This is a genomic window from Chromohalobacter sp. 48-RD10, assembly GCF_029889785.1.
Classification (GTDB): Bacteria; Pseudomonadota; Gammaproteobacteria; order Pseudomonadales; family Halomonadaceae; genus Chromohalobacter.
On the sequence record NZ_JARANX010000014.1, the window covers coordinates 1 to 22214 of the forward strand.

Sequence of the window (22214 nt, forward strand, 5' to 3'; positions counted from 1 at the left end):
ACTGCGGCCTTACGTTCTTCGGAGTACCTTGGCATGGAAGCTCTCATACCACCCTCTCTGAGTGGGATTCAGGCGAAATCGCCATCTGGACAACTAGGCTGGCAGAGAGGGTCATCTTGTGGATGATAATAAAATATTTTAAACCCTTTTGCTTTTATATAACGTGGCTGTCTAGAAAATGCGTTGGAAATAATCCGTTTATAATCACGTCCGTTTAGCTTGCTAAAAATCTCACCATCAGCAGAAATGTTTGGATGCGAATTAAGTAATGAGACAAGGAGGTTTGAGCCGGTACGCGATCTCGTCAGCACGATAAATTTACGGTAGCGATTATCACCGATAACGCTAGCCCCTTTATAACGCACAACCCGTATAGCTTTTTTTGGGTTCCGGAACGCCTTCGTAACTATATTCACCATGTTAAGTCTCCTCCAGTGCTGCCTAACAGATATTAGACAGCGTGCTCGTTTATTGACTTGAACGAGCACGCGTGTTCAACAATCTTATCATCGCAAGCTTTTACCAGCTAACCCCTTGATCTCATGATTCCCAAAGAAAAACTTGGCCACCTATACAAAATTCGCACGCTTGCGCGTTTTGCCAGCGTCAATAACACTGTATGGACATCCATGAATCGGGAGGACGGGAGTATGGATACGCACAGCAAACCGCCGAAGCTGATGGACCGGGTCAGGGCCACCCTGCGACCTGAATCCGTGATGCCGGCGTCGACACTTTCCCTATCGCCGTCAGCGAGCATTTTTTGACCTCCGATTCCGTCTCAACCGCCGAATGCATCTCTGCCATGGCCAACCATAGCGGCATCGGCCGGCGACGATGCCCCGTTTGCTCATGCATTGCTACCCGCCGGGTACGGTGATGCTGGCTGCCGGTGACCGTCAGCCCTCTGCGTGGTGCCTTTGTCCGACAGACGATCGTTAGGCGGTCAAGCCGGACATTGTCCGAGAATAGCCTTGCTTGATGAGTTTTCGGACAATAAGATAGCCGGACGGATTAACGGACAAAAAGGCGGCCCATGGCACTGATCGGCTATGCGCGGGTCTCGACGGCGGAGCAGGACGCCGCCTTGCAGACCGATGCGCTTCACAAGGCAGGTTGCGAGCGAATCTTCGATGACACCGTCTCCGGGGCCAAGGCGGAACGCCCCGGCCTGACGGCCGCCCTGGAGTTCCTACGCGACGGGGATGTGCTGGTCGTATGGCGACTGGATCGACTGGGACGCTCGCTGCCGCATCTGATCGAGGTGGTCAGCACCCTGGAGGCGCGTGGTGTCGGCTTCCGGTCACTGACCGAAGCCATCGACACCACCACCCCCGGTGGGCGGCTGATCTTCCACGTGTTCGGCGCCCTGGGTCAGTTCGAGCGTGACCTGATCCGTGATCGCACCAAGGCGGGGCTGGCGGCTGCCGCTGCCCGTGGGCGCAAAGGGGGACGCAAGCCCGTCGTCACCGACGACAAGCTGAAGCGGGCAAGGGAGCACCTGGCCAATGGGCTAAACGTCCGTGAAGCCGCCACACGCATCAAGGTCAGCAAGACGGCCCTTTACGCCGCCTTGAAGGCCAGCCAGTCCGATGTCTCAGACCACAGTGCAGCCGACTCCTGACATGCCGTGTAGTCGCCTTATGAAAATGATGAAGAGGAACCTGGCCCTGACTCAGGGCTACTTCTCCTGCCGCCGTAGAGCGTCCACCAGGCTTCGCCAGTTCGGGGCGGTGTCGTCGGCTGGGGTGTCGTCCTTTCGCGGCTCCTGCGGCTTCTCCGGGCGATGTCGAGGGGTGTCTACCGTGTTCACCTCGTCCACCCTGGGCGGAGCCGGCAGAGCGCGCAGAGCTGACTCTAGCCGCTCGATGCGCTGGCTCATCTGCTCGATGATCGCGGTTTGCCGTCGAAGCTCGTCCAGGAGGGCCTGTTGCGGCTGTTGCGCGGTGTCGTCAGGAGGCGTTGCGTTCTGTTGCGTTTCGGGCGGCGCGTTGGGCGGTTCACCCCACAATCGAATCAACTCAGACAGGGCGATCACCCTCACGCCATCGCCCCGCACGCTGCATGACAGGCGGCCTGCGTCGATAGCGCGATGGATGGTAGAGCGGGCCTTTCCGTAGAGCTTGGCCGCCTGAGATATGGTCTGTTGCAAGGTGCCGCATCCTGTTGCGTTGCGTCTGTTGCGTCAGCACAGCATGGCGGCACCTAGGCCCGGTGTCACCTCGCACCGGTTCGCTGGGATCTCACCAGCTCGAGCTGCCACTGGTGAACTTCAACTGGCCCCGCATTCTGACGAAAGACACCGCCACGACGAGGTACCCGCTCATTTGTTCTCCGACCTGCTGGCAAAGTTGAATGCCCGCGTTGGGAGACGATAGAAGTCCTCCTTGGTGAGGAGGTGTGATATCTCGCCCCTCAGAAATGATAGGCTTATTTCTGTATTTATGCTTTTACGACTTTCCGTATTTCTCCATCAGCAGCTCCCTGACCTCATCGGCCATCTTGCGGCCGCGCATCGCACAGTCGGCCTTGAGCTTGGCATGTAGCTCGGCGGGGATGTCGATGGTCAGTCGCTTCATCGGCTCCTTGGAAGCCTCTTGGCCTCTGGAGCCAACCCAGGCATCCACGGCGGTATCGTCAGAGGCTTTCTTGGCGGAGGGCTTACCCCCGATAGAGACCTTCTTGCTGCTCATGCGAAACGCTCCTGTAGCTCACTCACCACTGCCTTGATCTCTTGTGAGGCCACGCCATCCCGGTCCTGCTCATAGATGGCCTTGCCGACAGCAGCCGCCTCAGCGAAGGCCACACGTTGCACGATGCTGGCTTCGAGGGTTGGAAGGTCATAGGCCTCCAGGGCCTCGCGGACATCGCGCCCGATGGCGGTATTGGCAATTTTACGGTTAATTACAAATACAGATTTCAAGTTTTCTTTAAATACAGAAGCTTCCTGGATGAGCTTCACCACTTCGTCAGCGGCCCAGATGTCGTAGGGCGACGGCTGAACCGGGATCAACACGATGTCGCTGGCCATGATGGCGGAACGAGCGAGATCCGTGACGCGGGGTGGGCCATCGATCACCACGACGTCATAGCCTTCGCCCACCAGGGCAAGCTCCTTGTGGATGCTGGGCTTGGGTAGGCCGACGACAGCGAACAGAGGGTCGCCTTCTCGAGCTGCCGCCCAATCCAGGGCGCTGCCCTGCGGGTCGGCATCGATCAGCAGCACGCGCTTTCCCGTGCGTGCCAGTGCCGCGGCGATATTGACGGCGAGCGTCGTCTTGCCGACGCCACCCTTCTGGTTGAGCACTCCGATGATCACGAGTTTTCCTTAAAGCTGTAAATACGCTTTTCAGTAAAGTCGTAAAAACGTGACACGTCAATCGTGCGAGGTCATCCCGCACAGTCCGGTGCTACTGGCTTGGGCGCGGCGTGCTATACTTGTATATCAAATTGCCTGCCTGTTGGAGGGCTTGAGCATGTTGGCGTTACGCCTACCTAGCGAAATTGAGGAGCGTCTTGAGGCCCTGGCCAAGGCGACCGGCCGTACCAAGAGCTTCTATGCCCGTGAGGCTATCCTGGAGCACCTGGACGACCTCGAGGACATCTACCTGGCCGAGAAGACCCTGGAGCAAGTGCGTCGGGGTGAGATGACGACCCACAGCCTGGACGACGTGGAGCGTGACCTTGGCCTGGCGGATTGAACTCACGGATGAAGCGGTCAAGCAGCTCAAGAAGATCGGTCATGCGGATGCCAAGCGCATCCGCAACTACCTGCGTGGGCGTATCCAGCCCCTGGAAGATCCGCGTCAGCTCGGTAAACCGCTGACCGGCCAGCTTGGCGAGCTGTGGCGATACCGGGTAGGCAACTACCGCCTCATCGCCAGCATCGAGGATGACGAGATCCGTGTGCTCGTCGTGCGGATTGGCCACCGTAGCAAGGTGTACCGGTAGCAGCGGGGGAGGAACCCGCTGCTGTTGGATCAGGCTTGTTCAGCCTCCACTGCCTGATCACGCTTCTTCTTCTGGAGGAGACGTAGTGCTGCATCCTCATAGCTCTCACCGGGGCGCGCCTGCTGCTCGATGAGATGGCGGGGAATGCCGAACAGTGCGCCTTGGCTGCCCTGGTCCGCGGATGCTGTGCGTTTGGGCTTCCGCCGCTTGTCAGTGATACCTGACGCCTTCTTGTCGGTCTTCTCTCCGAACATGAAGACGAAATGGCTGACACGTCGCCCGGTCTTTCGCTGACTCCACTTCACCCAGATAGGTGAATGCTCGTTGATCTGCTCAACGGCGGGCTCTATGACGCGCCGCTTGAAATCCTTGATAGCAGGGTACTTGTCGCCTAGCTGGAAGGATTCGCGTATCCACTCTATTGAGACTTCCCGCTGTCTGGTGTCCCGCCACTGGCATAGCAATTCGTAAAGGCGGATGGCGTGAGAGCTGGTCATCTTGGCTATGTCTTCCAGCGCATAGCGAGTGAACTGCTCAGTTAGCTGAGTCAAGTAGGGCAACATATCCTTAGAAAAACGCAGCTCTATACGGCCCTCTGACTCGATATATGCAATAGACTGCACCCACCCCGTTACTAATGTTCTGGGTCGTTTCCCGTTCCCGTTAGGATACTCCCTCAGCCATACTTCACGACGCTTGAGACGCAAGGCGGCATCTGCAAGCTCTTTATAGGTTGAATGAGAGGAAGTACCCACAAGAGAGGAATAATCGGAAACACTGACGCTGTACATCACCTCGTCGGTGATCGGTTGATCCCTTCGTACCTGAGAGATAAGTGCCTATTCAAAATTAATCGTGCGATCAGTTCCGTAGCCACCGAGCAGGCGGTGTACCTCATCACAGAGGCGGTCAAACGAGAGGTATGCACTCAGCGGCAGCCATGCGTACTTCATCTGCCGCCACAGAATCTCAATCAGGTTCAGCTCCGGCGAGTAAGCCGATAGGTAGACCAGGTGCACACGATGCGACATCCACTCCACAATCTTCCGCCTGAAGGCTTTGGAGCGATGCATGCTGGCATTGTCGAGCACTACGACGGCGAAGGTATCGGGGTCTTTCTGGGCTACAAACTGGTCAAATGCCTCGATAACCGTCTCGGTGGTCACGGATTCGGTGGTGGTGTGGTAGACCAGCTTCCCGGCTCGGCTGAGGAACCCCAATACGTTCAGCCTTCGGCTATGTGAGTAGGCGGTCACCTCGCAGGGTTTGCCGATGGGGCTCCAGGCGTACGGTACCGCCGATGATTGAGAAAACCCTGATTCATCAAAGTAATAGAGCTCATGATCACCTTGGTCTTCCCGCTTGTGAAGCGCCTTGAGGAGGCCCTGCGTGTTGCGGAAATCCGTCTCGTCACGCCTTGCCTTGAGTGAGTGCCGAATGCGCTTGAAGCTGAGATCATTTTTTTTTCAACGCCCGGCGAAGGGTCACCGTGCTGACCGTCTTGCCGGTCTCTTCTTGGAAGCGAGCCTGCAAGGATCGAATCTGGTGAGGCTGCTCGGCGACCAGTTCCTGCAATCGCTGGTGGTCGTGCTCATCCAGGATCGGCGTGCGGCCACTGCGGGGCTTGTCGATCAGCCCGTCGAGGCCTGAGGCTTCCCACTGCTTAAGCCAGCGTGATACAGCATCGCGGCGAACCTGCAGTATCTCACTGATTTGGTTGATTGTATGACCTTGATTACTCAACAGGATGGCATGCGCACGCCGACGTAGGGCGCGCTTCTCACCATGGTGATAGGCAGAGGTCAGCGTTTTTTGTTCAGATTCAGTGAGAGGGGCAACGAAGCGCCTTGCCATGGTTCCATCCGTGTCAGTGATCCTGAGGCGGATGATACTCGAAAATATCAGATCAGGCACTTAGTAGTTTACCAAGGCTGATGTTTGTCACTGTGGACCTTGCAGCTCTGTATGCCTCTTTGCCAATACAAAAAAGGTCAATATCCACTGACTCACGAAACTCGTGGAGTTCGAGGGCGATACGTGTACCTCCGCCGAATAGGATGTTGCTGTCGCGGAGAAAGTCAGGGTCAAATTTATTAAGTATTGCTTCAATTGCTTTGTGGTGGGGGCGTGTGAACATTACGCCACTAGCATATGGCCGTGGCCATAAGTCTGAGCCAGTTCCTTGATCAGAGCGCTCTCGTGATCGCGTAACCGCTCTTGCGCCACGAAACGCCATCTCTCCTCATAGAGATGGAATGCCACCTTGGGATCAATATACTTGTCGGCGCGGTCCCAAAGTATGGCATCGAGTTCTGGGTAATCATGTCGATTGATAGCGGCAGGTTTCATAGACTCACCAGTAAAAGACTGGATTACGCTTTTAAGTACTTGATATTCTAGTCTCCATTAGGCAGGACGTCAAAATGCGCCGAGCGCATCGGGTCAGGGGAGCATGTGAATCGTCCCGGAATTTCCGGAGGCTCCGAATCTTGAGAAGATGGAGCCATGAGCTCGTCGAAACGATACTCTCCCCAAGATATGCCAGCGGGCTGTCCGCATGGTCTTTGATCACAAGGCTGACTACCCATCCCAGTGGCGGCTATCGGCACCATTGCCCTCAGGATCGGCTGTACGCTACAAACCCTGTGGCGCTGGGCCCGGCAGGCTGAGCGTGATGCGAGGCGCCGTGAAGGCACCACGACGTCAGGGCGTGAACTGATCAAGGATTTGGAGGCGGATGGCTGGACGCTGGATCGCATCAAAGGCAGCCATCACTACTTTCGACATCCCACCAAGCCCGGCACCATCACGGTGCCCCATCCGAAGAAGGATCTGCCGACAGGCTTGATAAAAGGCATCAGGCAGCGAGCCGGTCTCAAGTGAAGCCGGCCATTGCGGCACGCCACAGGAGACACGACATGCACTACCCCATCGCCGTTGAAGTGGGGGATGAACATCACGCCTACAGCGTGGCTGTCCCGGACCTGCCGGGCTGCTTTTCGGCGGGAGACACCTTCGACGAGGCGGTCGACAACGCACGCGAGGCCATCGAAGGCCACTTTGAGAGTCTAGCCGATCACGATGACCCCATCCCCTCAGCCAGTGCTATCGAGCAGCACCTGGCGAATCCCGATTATGCTGGCTGGGTTTGGGCCGCGGTCGAGATCGACATGCTCCCCTGACTGGGGGAAAAGCCACAAGGTCAACGTTACCCTGCCAGACCTGCTCATCAAGCGTATCGATAGCGCCGTCGCGCGCCATGTCGAGTTCAAGAACCGCTCCGGCTTCCTGGCACGTGCGGCCCTGCATGAGCTTGAGCGCAGCGCGGGCTGACGTCCCTCGCTTACCACCCAAGCGCCCCGACCAATAGCCGGGGCGCTTGCAGTTACTCTGGAGCTAGCCTAAGGACGGCGCGACACATGGCGCTGGCAGGCAAGCAATCTGCAGGGATACAGCGACTAGGTGTCAGAGCCGAGGGCATAAGGCTCGAGCGCCGAGGTTTCGAAGGGCACGGGAAGAGGGCGATGGAGGCCTTGAGGGTCAATCGGTGAATCAGCCAATGTGAGGCGTTGGAATCACTCGTGCTCTGGTGAAGAGGTACACCGCCAGGAAGCGGGGACTCTCACGCCTCGGTATACCCTTCCAGCGCAAACGGATTCAGAAACTGCCTGCCCCACAGAAAGTCGCGGTCGACCGGGGTCAGGTCGGCCTCATCGCATACCGCATCCCAGTGGTCACGGATCGTGACGAGCTGATGGCTGATGATCTCCCGGGCGTGGGCATGGCTCAGTCCAAGCTGATCCGCGGCCGCCAGACAGTGAACGAGCTGGCTGCGGCGTTCCAGGCCATACAGTAGCATGGCCTGGGTGGCTTCCCCTCCGGTTCGTGACTGTGGGCAGATGTCATAGGCCGGCGTCAGTCGATAGCTCACGCCATCCCAGAAGGCAGCATGGTTGCGTGCATGGTCGTCGGTGTTGCCGCAAAGCACGTTGAAGACGATGCGGCCAAACAGCTCGCGTAGTGTTTGCCCTGGCTGGTCGAACTCGGCTCGGATTTGATGGGCGAGCTCCTCATAGCTGGCATAGCGTGCCGTCATCTCATCCAGTCCGAGCAATGTAAGTGCCGAGAGCACGATTTGTCTGCACCAACTGTTAGCGGTCTGCACCCTGTCGAAGCGTTCCACTAGCAGGACGTCTTTGCCCAGTGAGCGAGCCATCTCGACGGGAGCAACGTCAAGTCCCGCCAGCCTGGCGAGCCGCATGGCGACGAACTCCGCCTTCACGACGCTGTAGAGATCGGTGCTGGAGGAAAACTTTGCGACCAGCTTGCGATCCCGGTCGTCCAGCAGTGCTTTGGGACGAGCACCGCCGATGCTGCTGCCGTGTTGAATGGCCTGGTCCAGGGCAGGGGGTAGTGGCTCTCCTGCTTCCACGTACGCCGATGCTTCCTGCAATTCCGCCAGGGTCGCCTCCTGGTACTCACGCGGCCGGTAGTCGGTGGGAGAGAGTTGGAAATCAAGCGCACCGATCCTGTCCGACCCGGATTCCAGTAGGTAGACCAGCTCGTTGAAATTGACTTCACCAGCAGCTTCGCCCTTGTTCCCCGTCAGTCGGTTAATGATGACGCGGCGTCCCCACGCATCGGGAGAAGCGTCACGTAGGCAGGAGGGCAGTGCGCCATCTACCTGCTCCTGGCTCCCGGGCCGAAGAGGAAGCTCTCTTGGATAGAGGCTGATCGCGTCTTGACGCGCTAGATAGCGGCGACCATAGGTAAAGCGGTACCGATCTTGGTCATCACGCTCGACGAGACCGGCCACCACGGGGGATGCCTGGCCGGGCAGCCAGATCCAGACATAGGCGCGTCGGCTAGAAGTCATCATCTATGGGCTCTTGTGGCTGACGGCGAGCGCGCTTGGGCAGCAGCGTCAGCCGTTCCCGCTGGGTAGCATGCTCGCGTTTCAGCGTGTCCGGGTTATCGGTGAACAGCGACACGCCAACCAGCGCCGCCGCCTCGAAATAGGTGCCGATGGCCACACGGGGAGAGCCTTTGGCAACCTGGCGGATTGTCACTATGCCGACGCCGACGCGCTCGGCGAGTTCGTCTCGAGTCCACCCCTTGCGTAGCCGTCCCTCCTCGATTAGCCCGGCAAACAGGCTAAGCGACAGGGAAGCTTTGGGGCTTAGGGTGACGTGTCTCGTTTTCATACCGATAGTATGGCATCGCTTTGGCTATTTATCGACATTATAATGTCGATTCCTCCACGCATGCTGATCGCCGCCGAGCAGACCGCAGAGCGGCCTCGGGCGGCCTTTGAGCGCCCCGGCAGCCATCTGACGACCCGTCGGCGCTCGAGCGGAAGGCCTTGATGGCAGTGCTGGCCTGGCTGCTGATTGGCGAGTGGGCGTTGGCGCGAGATTTGGCGGAGCGGGACGAGGTGGTGGGCCGGTCGTTCGGGATAATGCGCGCTGGGCACTGTCCTGCTGCGCGCCGCTGTCGCTGCCTGGCGGGCCTGTACGGGAGGCTGGCATGGCAACTGGGGGCGTGCCGGTGATGATCGATGGCGGCTTACGGTACGGCAGCCAGGTGTTGAAGGCAAGGTCTTGGCGCTCTACCGCAAGCGCGGCAGCGCCGAAGCACACATGGGCGAGGTGAAGTCGGCGTTGGATGTGCATCTCTCGTCGACCGATCGCGGCGCCTCCACCGTCCAGGACGTCATGGCCCGCAACGAGGTGAGCTTGCTGCTGAGCCTCTACGCCTACCAGGTTCTGCATGGGCTGAGGCGCCTGCTGGAGAGCCGGGCGCGACAGGGTTGGAGCCTGATGCGGATGCGCGAATAGGTGCTTAAGGTCGCGGCCACGCTGACGGGACACGCCCGGCGTATCACTGTGCACCTCGGTGATGCCGCCGACAAATGGTGGCCCACCTTGCTGAAGGGACTGCCTCGGCTGACGGCCCTGGTCTGATCTTCGGCGTCACCACGTTCCATGCAGCAGGCAAGGCGACCACAGTGGAGGTCGCCGGCCACGGCTGTGCCGGCGATCGACATTGAGTCCTAAAAGCTATAAACAGGCCGGCCGAAAGCCGAGTCGGGTATAGATCAACCGGCTACTCAGTGGCCGCACGACGTTGAAGTGGGTCGATACCAGCAGGCCCTTGGCTCAACACCCTCATTCGGCACCCTGATGAATGAGGCGGGGTAAGGCAACAGGGAGCGGTTGAAGCAGGCCTGGCCGCCACTCCGGCCCCGCACCTTTTGCACCTTGACGGTGACGTCACCGATGCCGGTCTGCCCGGTACGTTCCGGCAATGGCCATGGCGCACCACCGTTTGTCGTCCGTCCTCCAGAGTCGTGTCGGCAAACTGGGCCAGGAACGTCGCCAGCTCGGCCTCCACGGCCTTGGTAATGAGGTCTCGTGCCCCTTGGCGCAGCAGCTCATGCTACGGGGAGGAGGTCTCGGATTCTGGCTGTGAAAGGGCTCGGAGGGTGGAATCGATCACGGCGTATCTGCACGTGTTGCGTGAGATCTTGGTCGTGATCCATCAACGGGATACGCCACCCTTCCTTCCTCCTCCCGCACACCAGAAAATCATTATAGCTCGGGCCGTTCGCGGGGGATGAGGAATGCCTACAGGTGTTTATCCGGGGAAAACACGACTTCTTTGGCACCATTGACCAAGGCCTGGAAGTCGGCGTGGTCAGGATTGACCAGATAGTTCGTTTCTCGGGGCACCACAACGCTCGGGACGGCCAGCACGAGACTTGAGTGGCTCTCGAGCCAACTGTCACCGATCTCAGCAGTCGAGGCTGACGCGGGCTCAACCATCCAGTCATCCCGAAGCCCGTCTTCAGGAAGATACATGAGCGCGTTGCTATGGAAGTTCACTTCCAGAAGCGCATACGACTCCAGCAGACGGTAGTCATCCAGGTGCAGCATGACCTCGAGCATGGCCAGAGACTGGGAACTCGCGAGGTACACGCAGGCCTTTCCTTTGCTGTTCCACCGGCCACCAAACAGGCGAACGCCTTCACCATCGAAGGCACTCTTGAGCCACTTTCTCTTGACGAGACGGTATCCATAAACCGAGCTCATGCGAAAACGCCGTGTTCAAGGCGGCCTATCAGGTCCAGCACGGCTTCCGCGCCAGCCGTCGTGGCAATCATCTCCACCGGGCGTTTCCCTCCCAGTCCGCGCACGGGATGGAGTAGCCACTTGCTCGCCTGTTCCTTGTCACCTTCGAACAGGTCGATCGCGCTCTTGTAAACCTCGGCGAAACGGTAGAGGCGATCTCCCTCATCCACGCTGAAGCGTCCTGCCTTGGCTCGACGTTGCAGCGTCGCCGGAGGGATGACGACGTAGCGCGCCAACTCCTTGTTCTCCAGGCCGGAAACCGAAGCGAGCTTGGTGTAGACCTGGTATGGGATGCCTTCACTCAGGGCTTCATGCAGTTTTGGCCCACGCGAGGGGAGGCCCAGGCTCTTCCAGAAGTCTTCCTTCCGAGCGGCGGCCTTCGGTCGATACGCTTTGATGTCGGTTTGCATGACTATCTCCCTGTCCAGTCAGGTGATGCATCATCATTGTATCAGTTGATCGAATGTGGCTTCCGGACTCACCGGATAGTGTATTCCCTGGGGCGCTACCGCCTGGGTGATTTCCTGCGAGTGAGCCTGACGGTCAGCGTGGCCTACTCGGTTGGCATGCTGATGCTGACGCTGGTCGTCTTGCCATTCACGCTGAGGCGGCGGCGTTGTGGGGTCGCCGTCGGCTATTTTCTGCGGCGAGGGATCGTGCGTGATCGAGCGCTGCTGGATTGGCTGTTCGCCGAGCAGGCCATCGAGGCGGTCGACCTGAAGGCGGTGGGCCGCCGCCCGGGACTTGCGATCTTCGGCGACGATTACCCTACCGAGGATGGCACCTGCGTACGCGATTCCCTGTACGTGATGGACCTGGCCGATGGCCACGTGGCCTCGCTGTCGAGCCTCGAGGCGCTTGACCTGCAGGTCTACAGCCGGGGCACGGGGCAGGGTGTCTCGGTACGGGAGATGGTTGAGACCTTCGAGCGGGTGACTGGCCAGCGGGTGCCGTACCGTATCGCGCCGCGACGGCAACCTGGTGGCGTTCTGGGCTGATGCCTCCAAGGCCGAGCGGGAGCTGGGCTGGCGGGCCGAGAAAGGCCTGGCCGAGAGGATGCGCGACACCTGGCGCTGGCAGAAGAAGAATCCGCAAGGCTATCGCGCCTAACCACAAGCTTCGGGCCACAAAACCGGGACGCAGCGACCAGACGGCAACTCGCTGCCCGACGTTTGCAGCCGGCCCGATGCATCGCCTCTCTCTGCAGCCAGCGTTAGAGGTCCCCATGTGTCCGGGGGAGCCTCGTCTGGCCTTTGGGGTGCCGAGACGATCGAGGTGGAATGCTATCTGGCCCCATGGAGAGAACGAACACCGATGATATAATTTCTGCACTGGCAGCGACTGACCACCTGGCTGTTGGGTGCCTTCGTCGCCTTGCTGATCATCGTGCCCTGGGGGTATGCCGTTGTGCCGCTGGCCTTCCTCGATTTCGGGCTGACCCAGTCCATGCTGCGCGATGTGCGCGGCTTGAGCGGGTATCTGGAGCTGTGCCCGGGGTGCTGGGCGGTGTTGCGTCGCGAGGAAGCCCGGTGGATCAGGCCATCGTCCGTGGCCGTCGCAGCCGAGCCGGTGAGGGGGTAGACCCCGCTATCCGCGTCAGGGGCAGAGCCTGTGGCCTCATGATGAGCTTGCCACCGTCATGGGGCCAGGGGCACGGCCAACACGGTGAGTGAGCGCTGCCGGGCACTGTTCCGACGGGACATGGAGTAGCACCAGTGGCTACCGGGGCTCTCATTATGGCGTCGACACTGGTTGGAAGATAGACTGATATCCAGTGTGCCACATCCTGTGTTGGTCGCGATTTGGCGTGATCAAGGCCGTGTGCCAGGATGCGCCACCCTGGCCACCCAGCCGAGGGAGAAGGACAGAATGACAACACCTGCCGAACGTACGCGTACCGTGAACCAGACACGAGCATTCCTGATCGACATTGCCCAAGACGTGTCGCTCCCCGAGTCCCGCCGCAACGAAGCCCGGCGCTTGCTCAGGCACTACCCGACCCAGGAAGAAATGCGGACGGCGGGGAAGCTGGAAGAGAGCGCCGAGCAGAGCACCTTGCTTCCGCTGGTCTTCAGCCCGAGCACGGAGGTGAAGCAGCTGGGGGACGAAGGCCGGCATGGTGCGACAGCGAAGGCATAACGGCGGCTACCTTGGGTATGCGTCGCCAGCGCCTGACGTGGTTGAAGGGAGGCGCGCGACGAGGACCGCCCGAGATCTGCAATACAGATCAGATTAGCCCGGCACAAGAAGCCGTTGCTGTCGGACTGGAAAATGCTTTGTTTTCCACGACGGCGTTGACCAGGCCGTAATCGTTGTCACGCCCCGTAGTGAAAAGGGTTCTTCGTCACATCATGTGGATTTGTTCTGATCCAGCAGGCGCCCCACAGGGCTCCCAATCAGGTAGATCATGGCGATGAAGTTGGCCTCGTTCCGGTAGCCGCGTGCGCGTGACCTGGCCGCCTGGAAGAGCCCGTTTATGCCTTCCAGGCGCGCGTTGGTCAGTGCCCATATCCAGCGCCTCACGACCTGCTCAGCATGCCGTTCAAGCGTGGTCAGAGCCTTCGCCATGGGCTTGAGCAGTGGCTGGTCGGTGACCGCCTTCCGCATCACCTTGAGATAATTTGTGATGCGCCATCGGGCGGCACGCGGTGTCGAGACCTGCTGGATCCACCGCAGCTTCTCCTTCATCACCCAGGCATCGGCAGTGGCACCTCGATCGGCCACCAGCTCTTGCAGGGCGGCCAGTTGCTTGGCCGTCAGGTTGCCGTTATCCAGGCTCTTCAAGACGGCAAGGCTGTACCAGGTAGGCTCACGCTCTCTCGAGCGTGCGGTCGATGAGGTGAAACAGCTAGCCGAAGCCGTCTGGTATCGAGCTTATCAGCCAACAAAGGCGGAATTGGAGCGACTGCGCGGCGTGATGCCTCGCGCGCGAGGACTTCCAGCGGACGCTTTGTGTGCTTGAGCTACTTAGTCAGTACCCGTTACGGCTCGACACCTGAAGCAGCTGACCCGGCTGTACCATCGGCAACTGCTCAGCAGCGACGACATGCCCACCCAAAGGCGATATTCACTCAGCAAGCGATGGGGCCTGAATGATACTACTGCGCCACTACGCAAAGCGCTGCTCCCTCTGCAAACGCGTACCCATGCCGGCGCAACAGGGCATCGGCATGGCCTGAGTGCCCGATGACCTGTCAGGTGGTCCAGTGAATGGGGTCCACTTCAGCCAGGTACGTCGATTTCTCCCGAGCCTGCTGTCAGACCCTCGCCAGCCATGGATACGTCAGTTTCTCCCGAGTCGTCCGCCTGTGACCTGGTGCCTGCCCTGGTACGTCGATTTCTCCCGAGTGCCGGGTAGTTCTGTTCGAGATCCAGGTGCGTCGGCTTCTCCCGAGTTGGCTGCCAGCCCCGCGCGGGCCATGGGTACGTCAGTTTCTCCCGAGTCGTCCGCCTGACCTGGTGCCTGCCCTGGTACGTCGGTTTCTCCCGAGTGCCGGGCAGGTCCGTTCCAGACCCAGGTGCGTCGGCTTCTCCCGAGTTGGCTGCCAGCCCCGCGCGGGCCATGGGTACGTCAGTTTCTCCCGAGTCGTCCGCCTGACCTGGTGCCTGCCCTGGTACGTCAGTTTCTCCCGAGTCGTCCGCCTGACCTGGTGCCTGCCCTGGTACGTCGGTTTCTCCCGAGTACCGGGCAGGTCCGTTCCAGACCCAGGTGCGTCGGCTTCTCCCGAGTTGGTTGCCAGCCCCGCGCTGGCCATGGGTACGTCAGTTTCTGCTGAGTCGTTCGCTGACCTGGCGCCTGCCCTGGTACGTCGGTTTCTCCCGAGTACCGGGCAGGTCCGTTCCAGACCCAGATGCGTCGACTTCTCCCGAGTTGGCTGCCAGCCCCGCGCTGGCCATGGATACGTCACTTTCTCCCGAGTTGGCTGCCAGGCCCCGTGCCAGCTACAGGTGCGTCGGTGACCTGATGCGCCAAGGTCGTCGAGGCCGTGCTGGCCACCTCTTGGTGCAGTATACTTATGAGCGGTTCGACGATGGACGCCAGGTTGTGGTCCGAAACTGAAAGCCGGAAAGGCCTTGGCGGCGTATCGGGAGACCGATTGCGCTATGTGGGGTGATGAGTTGTATTTTTGTATAACTGGGTGGTCCATCTCGCAAAGGAGGCCAACATGAGCACCACCAATCTTCGCCGCGTCGGCTGCTCCGTCATGATGGCGGTGCCGCGCGCACTGCTCGCTCAGCTGCATCTTCACGCTGGTTCTCACGTCAAGATCGAGGTCGATCAGGGGCGCCTGAGCGTGGAGCCGACCAAGCCACGCTACTCCCTCGAGGAACTGCTGGATCAGTGCGACAATACGGCGGAGATGTCCGCCGGCGAGCGCGAGTGGCTTGATGCTGAGCCCGTTGGCCGTGAGCTGCTGTAATGCGGGGTGACATCTATTTCGTCACGCTCAACCTCACTCGGGACCATGAACACCAAGGCATGCCTCCGGTGTTGATCAAATCGCTGGACGCGTTCGATCTCGCCATGGGCACACCCTTGTCGCGCCGATCATCAACGGTGGCGGCTTCCTATTCCCGAGAAGCTTATGATCTATAAAAATAGATCAGTGCACCATCTCTGATGCACTTTGATAGATTGGCGTTACTTGCTTTGTGATGGGAGAGTCTCTATGCCTGATATTCGCCTGCGTATCGAACTACTTGATACTGACCCGCTGGTCTGGCGCCGTGTGGTGGTGCCGGAGCAGATCAACCTGCACCGTCTCCACGAACTCATCCAGGATGTGATGGGCTGGGAAGATTGTCACCTCTATGAGTTTGAGTGCCATGGCCGCTACTACGGCGAGTCGGACGAGGGTAGTGATCGGTCCGTCGCGCTGGCACGTAACGCCAAGCTGAAGTCGCTGGCGGCTCGCGCCAAGGACGATGGCTTTCACTACCTCTACGACTTTGGCGATGGATGGGAGCACCGCATCGTTGTCGAGGCGACGGGGCTGGAGGAAACTGATCCTTGCCCCCGGCTGATCGACGGCGCTATGGCCTGCCCACCAGAGGATATTGGCGGCACGGGAGGCTATGCGGCCCTGAAGGCGGCAATCGCTGGTGAGAAGGATACCTATGGTCAGGAGCTGCTGGAGGCACTGGGTGGCGAGTTTGATTCCGAGTCGTTGGACCAGGAAGAGATCGCCGACATGCTTGAGCCCTTTCAGGCGAGCTTTCGGCGCCTGGGTGATACACCCCGCAAGCCTCGCCCGAAACAGGCACAGCCCCTCGACATGGAGCAGTCGCTGGAGGCCCAGGGCATTCACAGCATTGAGGAGCTGATGCAGATCCTGCAGGGCGAGATCGACAAGAATCGTCAGTAACCCGACGGCTCAGCTCTCTACCGGGCACGTTAGTATGTCACTGTGGATCAATCCGAGTGTATGCACATAGTGCTGCAGCAGGGTTTCAGGATTCCGATGACCAACCCATTTTACTACCCGCAAGAGCAGGGTGCCCCGTGTGATCGCATCCTCGCCTTCTGCGCCACAGAAATGCACTCGCAATGCTTCCAGCGCCTCGTCGGAAAACATCCAATGGTGGCGATGAAAGAGAGTGTCGGCGAATCCCGGTCTCTGCGCGGCATGTAGCCGGAGTAGTGTCCAGGAAACCGCCGCATGACGTAGCCCGTGGAAGTCGACACCATCGCCCATGATGCGGCGCATCCAGGCAATGACCGGGGTGATCAGTGACTGGCGCGTATAGGCGGCTGGGTTGCCCTCGGGGCCGAACAGCGCTATCTCGCTCAGTCGGTCGGTGGTCCGACAGCTGTTTCTTCTATAATGGACCCATGCCCCCAGGCTGTTCACTACCGAGGGTGGGGCCATCACATGCAGTGCTATGCGACGACGTGCCGCGCTGGACTTACCGTCTAATATCTCGACCCAGCATGTCTGCTGCCCGCGATCCTCACCTATCGCGATGTCTTTGAGCGTCAGTCCTCGAACTTCCGAGGCGCGTAGCCCCCCATAGAATCCCAATGCGATGACCAGGCCGAGCAGCTGCCCTCTTTCGCCGGAGAGCACTGTATGCGTCAGTCCATGCCACAGGTTGTGGAAATGGCCCGGGGTGAGGATCCGAGTACGTAAGGTGCTGACATTCTTTTTCTGTTCGTTTTGGGGTGGGGTGACATCCTCCAGCATGCCATGAAGCTGACAAAACTGGATGAACTGCCCGAATGCCCGGGTAAAAGCCTGTCGTGTGCTGGGCTTCCACTGCTGTTCTGTTAGTGTATCGGCCTGTAGTTCCTCCACCAGCTCGTTATTCCAGTCACTGAGATCCAAGCTGGCCACATGCCGCACAATCGTTAGCGGCGTGATGCGCGACAAATGGGTGTGTGCTGTCGACAGTGTGTTTTTCTCGATTCTGAGGAGATGGTAAAGCCAATGCAGCAGCCATTGCGCATAGCTGCCATGGTGACCTATTAGATCGACGATGGATGCTTCGTAGTCCACCAGCAATTGCTGCAGTGGTTTTGCATAGCGGTCCGTATGCACCTTCTTATTAGGCGTGAGTCGAGCGGCTTCCCTGATGAATTGATGGAGTCGGCGTTTGATCTGCCGCGGCCAGTCGGGTGGGAGGTGTGACAGGTCGAGTGTATGAACGCCGGCGGCTTGGGTGGTATCGCCTAGTGTTGGGAGCTCCGGTAGCGGCTGTTGTGCATCGATGCGTCCGTGGCTCTCGCCTGTCTCGTAGCGATGTGCCGTCGAGTCGTCCAACAGGGGCATTGGCGTGTCGCTGGGCAGTGGATATCGCTGCAGCAGGCCTGCCCATAATGGCGGTGTCCCTCTGAGGACCGGCACATGTCGTCCAGCTCGAGCGATCTGGCTCCAACTGCGGCGGGGTGTCGCCAAGGAGGTGTCGGACTTTGCAGCGAGATCACGCAGACACTGTGTGGCCATGGCGTTTAGCCGGCTTCGCAGGTTGCCTTCCCTCTGCGTTCGCGTGGTGAGTTCCGAATGGTTATTGGGCGGTAACAGCCATTGAGCGCTGCCCTGAGGGCTCCTGCTTAATATGGCTCGCAGCGGGATCCAGAGTGCACTGGGAAGTTGTAGTCGGTAATGGGCGCCGTCTGCCAGTGTTTCATCGGGCATCGAGGGCAGCAGTAACCAACCCTCGGTGACATGTGCCCGTGTCAGGCGTGCCAAGGTGCCCAGTAGCACGGCCTCGCCCATTCCGAGACGAGTCACGAGGCGTACTGCCAGCACGAACAGCCAGCTATCATGATGCTGGTGTTGCCGTGCCCAGTGCAGTAGTTGACGATCCAGCGCCATGACCTGGTGAGCCTCGACGAGCGTTGCGCCACGTCGTGGCATTGCCGTCTCACGATGGGGCCTCACGGGATGCGGAGGCAGCACAGCGGTAACGCCAGGTTGCTCGTTCAGTGATTGCAGCACGCGCGTTAGCCGTCGCCGGGCCTCGTGGCGTGAGATGGCTTGCTCGATCTCACGTCGCCAGTGGTAGAACTGGGTCTCCAGGGCTTCAATAGCGTGTCGATCCAGTTTCAATTCTGTATCGTCGGCAAACTGGAAGGCTGCCCCGACGATCCAGCGGGTATCCTGAGCGCGTCGTTTGTTCAGTAGCGGATGTCCCTCGGCTTCCCATTCCCCCAGGAGTGCATTGGCGCTCGATGTCAGCATTGCAACACCTTCCATGGCAGCGGTTCATAACCGGTGTGCTGTAGCCACTGTTGCAGCGCTTGGCGTAATTCGCGTTGCTTCCCGATGGCAGCGGTAGCATGGGGTGCGGTCAGGCCTTGCCCATAATGGTTATGGCCTAGCATGGCATCGATCTCACTAGCGGGTCGATGATGACGCAGCCAACTGGCCAGTGAATGCCGCGTTACATTGCTTGGCCAGCCGAGGGGGTCGTCGGTAAGGCCGGGCAGTGTTGCTATAATGTTCGTGAAATCGGCATGTGACATTTCGCGCAGTTTCATGGTATTGGCCCGTCGTCCTAGGCTGAGCCAGGCTGGGGTATCCAGATGGCTCGAGCGACAATCATCGAGTATTCCCCCACAACGCTGCCACTCACTAAGCCTGGCGGCGGTCCAGGCGGCATGCTGATTCAAGGCGTTGCTAGCCGGTTGGATCAGGGGAATCACTCGGCTTTCATCTCCGCGACCGGACGCTTTATCTCGGATCCACATCATGTCCTGACTGAGTCGATTGTGGCTTTCCTGGCCAATCGGGCGAGCCCCGGTAGCCAGTAGCCAGCACAGATACGTATGTGCCGCGGTGAGCTCGGCGACACGACTCAGTGGCTGGCGGGGCAGGGGCGTGCCTGGACGCCACTGCCGCCATTCACTTAGGGCGGGAGCGAGCGCTGCACGTAGTGCTTCGAACACTGGGGCAAACGACTGTGGTAGGAGCGCCTCTGGCGAGCCGTTTGCGCCTAAGCTGGGTGTCTGGAACGATACAGGTACATCGCTCAGTTGGGTTGGCATTCCCAGTGCTGCCAGGGTGTGCACGAAGGTGGATTGGATTTCATGTCTGTCGATTCGACGGTATGCCGCTGGAGCAGAGAGCCCCAGCCCCACGCGGCCGGTGAGCATTTGTGCCGAGATATCATCTCTCGCATGAGGGCGTCTCCATAGCCAGCTGCTAGCCCGTAGTCGGTGGGCTGTGGGGGTGAGTCCCGGCGTATTAGCGTATCGCTTCTTCAGCCAGCGGTTGAGCCGCGCGGCGGTGGATTTGAACGGCCGAACGCGTGTGCCATGAGATACGGCCGCGCGCCCCGGTTCATTGATGTCAGCCTCGGCTTTTACCAGAGAGGTCGTTAGCCAGGTGCTCATTTGCCTTGGTAGTCGCAGTGTGATCCAGCGATTGGCTGTCGCGGCATGGTCACGAGGGCCATCGGCGAGTCGATAGCTGAGAGTGGCGTTTATCGGATCCCAACGAGGGGCGTTGTCATCTGGCAGCGTGCTGCCCGCTTGCCACAGGTGTTCTTCGGCATGACATAGTCGGTTAAGCCTTTCCATCGGCATGCCGGTGGACAGCAGCAGTAATGTAAACACGCGTAAATCGTCTGGGAGCTCCGCGTTTAGGATAGTCCGTATACGCTCGTGAGGCAGGCGATGGACATCATGAATGGTAGCAAGATTGTCCGTGGCCGAGGCGCGAATCACGTGACGCACTAGCTGAATATCATCGCGGGGGGTGAGTATTGAGGGCGTTTGGCGCTGAAACACCACCTCAGCCTCATCATCCGAGGCCGCGCTAGAAATGTCACGCACTTGAATGCCCCACTGTACAGCTTCTTCCGGTATATCACCGATAGAAGGGCGGTCTTTTTGTTCTGGATCGAGACGATGTCGAGGAGGGCATGTCGATGCCTCAGCCAGTTTTTCGAGGTGTGATGCTTGCCATTGGTCGCGTTTTACGGCACGACGTTTACCTACTTTTCGCTCTGTGATATGACGTATCGGGACGCCGGGTTTTCGGCGATCCTTGGCAAAATCGAGAAACAGTTCGTAGTCCGCTTGAACCTTAGAGACTTGATGACTCATTTTTTCACTTCCCAATAGCGAAATCAGAGTGTTGGAAGCATTATCGCCGAGGCCAGATTCTGGCTTGTCAGCCTCAGTGGCAAGGCTGAGCACGCGTCGTATTGACAGAAGGTGATCATAATACAGTGACGCTTTTATATTGTCTGAAACGTCAGCAAACCATTCGTTAAGCAATCGACGTCCCAATTGGGCAATTAGTGAACCCTTGATGCCCAGATGTTGGGGGCTAGTCATGGCGACAAACAAGGGGAAGCGTGTAGCAATACGCCTCGGAAGAGACTGAGGAAGATATTTCAATAGATTTTGAAAGTCTTGTGGTGATGTCGTGTCATGATCAATATGATAAATGTCGACAGATTTTGAGATTGCCGTCGCACTGACTGGTGGCAACGTATACTCAATGATATGCATGACTTGACTATATGTGACATCATCTAATGATTGCCGAGTTAACGCTTCTCGCCAATCCTGGATGATGTCGCTAGGGGTGAGGTGTTTGTTGCTCATTTTTCCTCCGGAAAGAAGTGTTTGAGGTTAATCTTTAATGACTGAGTTCAAGAAAAAAGCGCAGCACCTTCGGTATTCAGTGCGCCTGAATATTCTCCCAGGAACACCTGTGCCGGTGTGCGATATCCGAAGTGCTTTCGGGGTCGGTCATTCAGTTTCTCGACCACCTTGCGTAGCTTGGCATCGGAGACCTGCCGGAAGTCAGTTCCCTTGGGGAAGTACTGTCGTATCAGGCCATTAGTGTTCTCATTGGTCCCACGCTGCCCGGAGCAGTAGGAATCGCAGAAGTATGTCGCTGCCGTTACTGCCTGGGCCACGGTCTCGTGATCAGCGAATTCCGAGCCGTTATCCAGGGTGGTGGTCTGGACGGCACCACGGCGGGGCTTCAGCAGGCGGATCATGGCCTTTTGCGTCAGCTCCGCCGATAGCTTGGGCAATCGTGCCGCCAGCAGGTAACCACTCCGTCGCTCAACCAGTGTCACCAGGCCCGATTGTTTGTGCCCCTGGACCACGATGTCACCCTCCCAGTGGCCAGTGAAGCGCCTGTCATCGATCTCAGCCGGACGATGCTCGATGCCCACGCGGTTGGGAATCTTGCCGAGTCCTGCGCTCTTCGCCTGCTCGCCGCTTGGGCTGGCGGAGATGCTGCCAGAGATCGCCACCGCGGGCTTTGTCATCCCAGATTAAGGAATAGATCCACTGGTGACTGACGCCGACGCCAGACAAGGGCGCCATGAAACCGCTGATCTGCTCTGGGCTCTATTCCTCTATCTGCTCTGGGCTCCATTCCTCTCGCAGCCGGTCGACGACAGCGGCAATCATGCTGGGCAAGCGCTTTGTCCTCTTCCAGGCGGTGCGACGCCGATGATCACTGCAGGACTGCGCCCGCTCAGGATCGTAACCGCTGTCGGTGGCGTTACGGCGCAGCTCCCGGCTGACCGTGCTGTTGTGGATGCCATGCTCTCTGGCGATTTGACGTCGGCTCATGCCCAAGTCATAGCGGGCGTGGATCTGGTATCGTTGGGTCTGGGTCAGCTGTCGGTATCCCATGCTCTGCTTTACTTTGGTAGGTGAGC

The 22214-nt window shown here is 59.1% G+C and carries 29 protein-coding genes and 2 pseudogenes; 14 read left to right on the forward strand and 17 right to left on the reverse strand.

The genetic code is table 11. The features are described 5' to 3' along the window. Positions 1 to 68 precede the first annotated feature (68 nt). Positions 69 to 419: a hypothetical protein gene (locus tag OP496_RS13135; RefSeq protein ID WP_280564143.1), complete on the reverse strand. Its 351-nt coding sequence runs from the start codon at positions 417 to 419 to the stop codon at positions 69 to 71. A 617-nt stretch (positions 420 to 1036) separates the two neighbouring features. Between OP496_RS13135 and OP496_RS13140 the strand changes: the two genes are divergently transcribed. Further along, a complete protein-coding gene (locus tag OP496_RS13140) occupies positions 1037 to 1624 on the forward strand; it encodes a recombinase family protein (protein WP_280564145.1) in 588 nt (195 codons plus the stop codon). A 57-nt stretch (positions 1625 to 1681) separates the two neighbouring features. On the opposite strand, the gene OP496_RS13145 is transcribed toward OP496_RS13140, so the two are convergent. The 3 genes from OP496_RS13145 to parA all read right to left on the reverse strand — a co-directional run bounded on the left by OP496_RS13145 (position 1682) and on the right by parA (position 3319). Next, complete coding sequence (locus tag OP496_RS13145) at positions 1682 to 2152, reverse strand: hypothetical protein (protein WP_280564146.1); 471 nt, start codon at positions 2150 to 2152, stop codon at positions 1682 to 1684. Positions 2153 to 2450: 298 nt separating this feature from the next. After that, positions 2451 to 2693, reverse strand: coding sequence for a hypothetical protein (locus OP496_RS13150; protein ID WP_280564147.1), 243 nt, complete (start codon positions 2691 to 2693; stop codon positions 2451 to 2453). After that, positions 2690 to 3319: a ParA family partition ATPase gene (gene parA / locus OP496_RS13155; protein WP_280564148.1), complete on the reverse strand. Its 630-nt coding sequence runs from the start codon at positions 3317 to 3319 to the stop codon at positions 2690 to 2692. The genes OP496_RS13150 and parA overlap by 4 nt, the downstream gene beginning before the upstream one ends. Positions 3320 to 3476: 157 nt before the next feature. Between parA and OP496_RS13160 the strand changes: the two genes are divergently transcribed. Together OP496_RS13160 and OP496_RS13165 are read left to right on the forward strand one after the other, a co-directional pair. Further along, a complete protein-coding gene (locus OP496_RS13160) occupies positions 3477 to 3701 on the forward strand; it encodes a DUF6290 family protein (RefSeq protein WP_150094867.1) in 225 nt (74 codons plus the stop codon). Further along, entirely contained in the window at positions 3685 to 3951 is a 267-nt protein-coding gene (locus tag OP496_RS13165) for a type II toxin-antitoxin system RelE/ParE family toxin (RefSeq protein ID WP_280564149.1), read from the forward strand. The genes OP496_RS13160 and OP496_RS13165 overlap by 17 nt, the downstream gene beginning before the upstream one ends. 29 nt (positions 3952 to 3980) lie before the next feature. Here the strand turns inward: OP496_RS13165 and OP496_RS13170 are convergent, their stop codons facing one another. The 3 genes from OP496_RS13170 to OP496_RS13180 form a co-directional block, all read right to left on the reverse strand. Then, positions 3981 to 4784 carry a replication initiation protein gene (locus OP496_RS13170; protein WP_280564228.1) on the reverse strand — a complete coding sequence of 268 codons (804 nt, stop codon included), beginning with the start codon at positions 4782 to 4784 and terminating at the stop codon, positions 3981 to 3983. A 6-nt stretch (positions 4785 to 4790) separates the two neighbouring features. Next, positions 4791 to 5805, reverse strand: a protein-coding gene (locus OP496_RS13175) for an IS630 family transposase (RefSeq protein WP_280564151.1) whose coding sequence is annotated in 2 segments (ribosomal slippage) — positions 4791 to 5417 and positions 5419 to 5805 — 1014 coding nt in all. Because the reading frame shifts where the segments join, the coding sequence is not laid out codon by codon here. A 282-nt stretch (positions 5806 to 6087) separates the two neighbouring features. Then, entirely contained in the window at positions 6088 to 6300 is a 213-nt protein-coding gene (locus OP496_RS13180) for a hypothetical protein (RefSeq protein ID WP_280564153.1), read from the reverse strand. Between the two features lie 243 nt (positions 6301 to 6543). On the opposite strand from OP496_RS13180, the gene OP496_RS13185 reads away from it, so the two are divergent. The 3 genes from OP496_RS13185 to OP496_RS13195 are packed head-to-tail and all read left to right on the forward strand — an operon-like array spanning position 6544 to position 7284. Further along, on the forward strand, positions 6544 to 6834 hold the full coding sequence (locus OP496_RS13185) for a type II toxin-antitoxin system HicA family toxin (protein ID WP_280564155.1): 291 nt from the start codon (positions 6544 to 6546) through the stop codon (positions 6832 to 6834). A gap of 35 nt (positions 6835 to 6869) precedes the next feature. Further along, positions 6870 to 7133: a type II toxin-antitoxin system HicB family antitoxin gene (locus OP496_RS13190; RefSeq protein WP_280564157.1), complete on the forward strand. Its 264-nt coding sequence runs from the start codon at positions 6870 to 6872 to the stop codon at positions 7131 to 7133. Then, complete coding sequence (locus tag OP496_RS13195) at positions 7087 to 7284, forward strand: type II toxin-antitoxin system HicB family antitoxin (RefSeq protein ID WP_280564159.1); 198 nt, start codon at positions 7087 to 7089, stop codon at positions 7282 to 7284. The genes OP496_RS13190 and OP496_RS13195 overlap by 47 nt, the downstream gene beginning before the upstream one ends. A gap of 289 nt (positions 7285 to 7573) precedes the next feature. Here the strand turns inward: OP496_RS13195 and OP496_RS13200 are convergent, their stop codons facing one another. Next, positions 7574 to 8830 (reverse strand): type II toxin-antitoxin system HipA family toxin, encoded by a 1257-nt coding sequence (locus OP496_RS13200; protein WP_280564162.1) that lies wholly within the window; start codon positions 8828 to 8830, stop codon positions 7574 to 7576. Next, complete coding sequence (locus OP496_RS13205; protein ID WP_280564164.1) at positions 8817 to 9155, reverse strand: helix-turn-helix transcriptional regulator; 339 nt, start codon at positions 9153 to 9155, stop codon at positions 8817 to 8819. Before OP496_RS13205 ends, OP496_RS13200 begins: the two co-directional genes overlap by 14 nt. 390 nt (positions 9156 to 9545) lie before the next feature. Here OP496_RS13205 and OP496_RS13210 point away from each other — a divergent pair. Continuing rightward, a pseudogene (locus OP496_RS13210) lies at positions 9546 to 9914 on the forward strand (transposase); the annotation flags it as partial. Between the two features lie 236 nt (positions 9915 to 10150). Here OP496_RS13210 and OP496_RS13215 read toward each other — a convergent pair. The 3 genes and pseudogenes from OP496_RS13215 to OP496_RS13225 form a co-directional block, all read right to left on the reverse strand. Further along, positions 10151 to 10449 (reverse strand): annotated as a pseudogene (locus OP496_RS13215) (IS256 family transposase); the annotation flags it as partial. A gap of 128 nt (positions 10450 to 10577) precedes the next feature. Next, the gene (locus OP496_RS13220; protein WP_280564166.1) at positions 10578 to 11042 is read right to left on the reverse strand and encodes an RES family NAD+ phosphorylase; all 465 of its coding nucleotides are present in this window, start codon (positions 11040 to 11042) and stop codon (positions 10578 to 10580) included. Then, positions 11039 to 11491 (reverse strand): antitoxin Xre/MbcA/ParS toxin-binding domain-containing protein, encoded by a 453-nt coding sequence (locus tag OP496_RS13225; RefSeq protein WP_280564168.1) that lies wholly within the window; start codon positions 11489 to 11491, stop codon positions 11039 to 11041. Before OP496_RS13225 ends, OP496_RS13220 begins: the two co-directional genes overlap by 4 nt. Before the next feature lie 36 nt (positions 11492 to 11527). Here OP496_RS13225 and OP496_RS13230 point away from each other — a divergent pair, with 36 nt between their 5' ends. The 4 genes from OP496_RS13230 to OP496_RS13245 all read left to right on the forward strand — a co-directional run bounded on the left by OP496_RS13230 (position 11528) and on the right by OP496_RS13245 (position 13220). Further along, positions 11528 to 12079 carry a hypothetical protein gene (locus tag OP496_RS13230; protein ID WP_280564170.1) on the forward strand — a complete coding sequence of 184 codons (552 nt, stop codon included), beginning with the start codon at positions 11528 to 11530 and terminating at the stop codon, positions 12077 to 12079. Beyond that, complete coding sequence (locus OP496_RS13235) at positions 12063 to 12191, forward strand: hypothetical protein (protein WP_280564173.1); 129 nt, start codon at positions 12063 to 12065, stop codon at positions 12189 to 12191. Before OP496_RS13230 ends, OP496_RS13235 begins: the two co-directional genes overlap by 17 nt. A gap of 246 nt (positions 12192 to 12437) precedes the next feature. Beyond that, positions 12438 to 12662, forward strand: coding sequence for a hypothetical protein (locus tag OP496_RS13240; protein WP_280564174.1), 225 nt, complete (start codon positions 12438 to 12440; stop codon positions 12660 to 12662). A 288-nt stretch (positions 12663 to 12950) separates the two neighbouring features. Continuing rightward, positions 12951 to 13220 carry a BPSL0761 family protein gene (locus OP496_RS13245; protein WP_280564175.1) on the forward strand — a complete coding sequence of 90 codons (270 nt, stop codon included), beginning with the start codon at positions 12951 to 12953 and terminating at the stop codon, positions 13218 to 13220. 210 nt (positions 13221 to 13430) lie between these two features. Here the strand turns inward: OP496_RS13245 and OP496_RS13250 are convergent, their stop codons facing one another. Then, complete coding sequence (locus tag OP496_RS13250) at positions 13431 to 13865, reverse strand: transposase (RefSeq protein WP_280564176.1); 435 nt, start codon at positions 13863 to 13865, stop codon at positions 13431 to 13433. 1382 nt (positions 13866 to 15247) lie between these two features. Here OP496_RS13250 and OP496_RS13255 point away from each other — a divergent pair. The 3 genes from OP496_RS13255 to OP496_RS13265 all read left to right on the forward strand — a co-directional run bounded on the left by OP496_RS13255 (position 15248) and on the right by OP496_RS13265 (position 16447). Further along, complete coding sequence (locus OP496_RS13255; RefSeq protein ID WP_280564177.1) at positions 15248 to 15502, forward strand: antitoxin; 255 nt, start codon at positions 15248 to 15250, stop codon at positions 15500 to 15502. After that, complete coding sequence (locus OP496_RS13260) at positions 15502 to 15678, forward strand: type II toxin-antitoxin system PemK/MazF family toxin (RefSeq protein ID WP_280564178.1); 177 nt, start codon at positions 15502 to 15504, stop codon at positions 15676 to 15678. Before OP496_RS13255 ends, OP496_RS13260 begins: the two co-directional genes overlap by 1 nt. 73 nt (positions 15679 to 15751) lie before the next feature. Further along, positions 15752 to 16447 (forward strand): plasmid pRiA4b ORF-3 family protein, encoded by a 696-nt coding sequence (locus tag OP496_RS13265; RefSeq protein ID WP_280564180.1) that lies wholly within the window; start codon positions 15752 to 15754, stop codon positions 16445 to 16447. 9 nt (positions 16448 to 16456) lie between these two features. On the opposite strand, the gene OP496_RS13270 is transcribed toward OP496_RS13265, so the two are convergent. From OP496_RS13270 to OP496_RS13285, 4 genes are all read right to left on the reverse strand, one after another. Next, complete coding sequence (locus OP496_RS13270; protein ID WP_280564182.1) at positions 16457 to 18763, reverse strand: hypothetical protein; 2307 nt, start codon at positions 18761 to 18763, stop codon at positions 16457 to 16459. After that, complete coding sequence (locus tag OP496_RS13275; protein ID WP_280564183.1) at positions 18757 to 21138, reverse strand: hypothetical protein; 2382 nt, start codon at positions 21136 to 21138, stop codon at positions 18757 to 18759. The genes OP496_RS13270 and OP496_RS13275 overlap by 7 nt, the downstream gene beginning before the upstream one ends. A gap of 47 nt (positions 21139 to 21185) precedes the next feature. Further along, a complete protein-coding gene (locus OP496_RS13280; RefSeq protein WP_280564184.1) occupies positions 21186 to 21815 on the reverse strand; it encodes an IS30 family transposase in 630 nt (209 codons plus the stop codon). Between the two features lie 82 nt (positions 21816 to 21897). Beyond that, the gene (locus OP496_RS13285; RefSeq protein ID WP_348522008.1) at positions 21898 to 22188 is read right to left on the reverse strand and encodes a helix-turn-helix domain-containing protein; all 291 of its coding nucleotides are present in this window, start codon (positions 22186 to 22188) and stop codon (positions 21898 to 21900) included. Between the last annotated feature and the right edge of the window lie 26 nt (positions 22189 to 22214).

What these genes read in the sequence shown, in the direction of transcription:
- OP496_RS13245 (WP_280564175.1), top strand. Translation starts at nt 12,951, where the DNA reads ATGACAACACCTGCCGAACGTACGCGTACCGTGAACCAGACACGAGCA.
- OP496_RS13285 (WP_348522008.1), bottom strand. Translation starts at nt 22,188, where the DNA reads ATGGGATACCGACAGCTGACCCAGACCCAACGATACCAGATCCACGCC.
- OP496_RS13225 (WP_280564168.1), bottom strand. Translation starts at nt 11,491, where the DNA reads ATGCAAACCGACATCAAAGCGTATCGACCGAAGGCCGCCGCTCGGAAG.
- OP496_RS13180 (WP_280564153.1), bottom strand. Translation starts at nt 6,300, where the DNA reads ATGAAACCTGCCGCTATCAATCGACATGATTACCCAGAACTCGATGCC.
- OP496_RS13270 (WP_280564182.1), bottom strand. Translation starts at nt 18,763, where the DNA reads ATGCTGACATCGAGCGCCAATGCACTCCTGGGGGAATGGGAAGCCGAG.
- OP496_RS13140 (WP_280564145.1), top strand. Translation starts at nt 1,037, where the DNA reads ATGGCACTGATCGGCTATGCGCGGGTCTCGACGGCGGAGCAGGACGCC.
- OP496_RS13220 (WP_280564166.1), bottom strand. Translation starts at nt 11,042, where the DNA reads ATGAGCTCGGTTTATGGATACCGTCTCGTCAAGAGAAAGTGGCTCAAG.
- OP496_RS13190 (WP_280564157.1), top strand. Translation starts at nt 6,870, where the DNA reads ATGCACTACCCCATCGCCGTTGAAGTGGGGGATGAACATCACGCCTAC.
- OP496_RS13200 (WP_280564162.1), bottom strand. Translation starts at nt 8,830, where the DNA reads ATGATGACTTCTAGCCGACGCGCCTATGTCTGGATCTGGCTGCCCGGC.
- OP496_RS13135 (WP_280564143.1), bottom strand. Translation starts at nt 419, where the DNA reads ATGGTGAATATAGTTACGAAGGCGTTCCGGAACCCAAAAAAAGCTATA.
- OP496_RS13280 (WP_280564184.1), bottom strand. Translation starts at nt 21,815, where the DNA reads ATGACAAAGCCCGCGGTGGCGATCTCTGGCAGCATCTCCGCCAGCCCA.
- OP496_RS13275 (WP_280564183.1), bottom strand. Translation starts at nt 21,138, where the DNA reads ATGAGCAACAAACACCTCACCCCTAGCGACATCATCCAGGATTGGCGA.
- OP496_RS13265 (WP_280564180.1), top strand. Translation starts at nt 15,752, where the DNA reads ATGCCTGATATTCGCCTGCGTATCGAACTACTTGATACTGACCCGCTG.
- OP496_RS13205 (WP_280564164.1), bottom strand. Translation starts at nt 9,155, where the DNA reads ATGAAAACGAGACACGTCACCCTAAGCCCCAAAGCTTCCCTGTCGCTT.
- OP496_RS13150 (WP_280564147.1), bottom strand. Translation starts at nt 2,693, where the DNA reads ATGAGCAGCAAGAAGGTCTCTATCGGGGGTAAGCCCTCCGCCAAGAAA.
- OP496_RS13255 (WP_280564177.1), top strand. Translation starts at nt 15,248, where the DNA reads ATGAGCACCACCAATCTTCGCCGCGTCGGCTGCTCCGTCATGATGGCG.
- OP496_RS13195 (WP_280564159.1), top strand. Translation starts at nt 7,087, where the DNA reads ATGCTGGCTGGGTTTGGGCCGCGGTCGAGATCGACATGCTCCCCTGAC.
- OP496_RS13260 (WP_280564178.1), top strand. Translation starts at nt 15,502, where the DNA reads ATGCGGGGTGACATCTATTTCGTCACGCTCAACCTCACTCGGGACCAT.
- OP496_RS13160 (WP_150094867.1), top strand. Translation starts at nt 3,477, where the DNA reads ATGTTGGCGTTACGCCTACCTAGCGAAATTGAGGAGCGTCTTGAGGCC.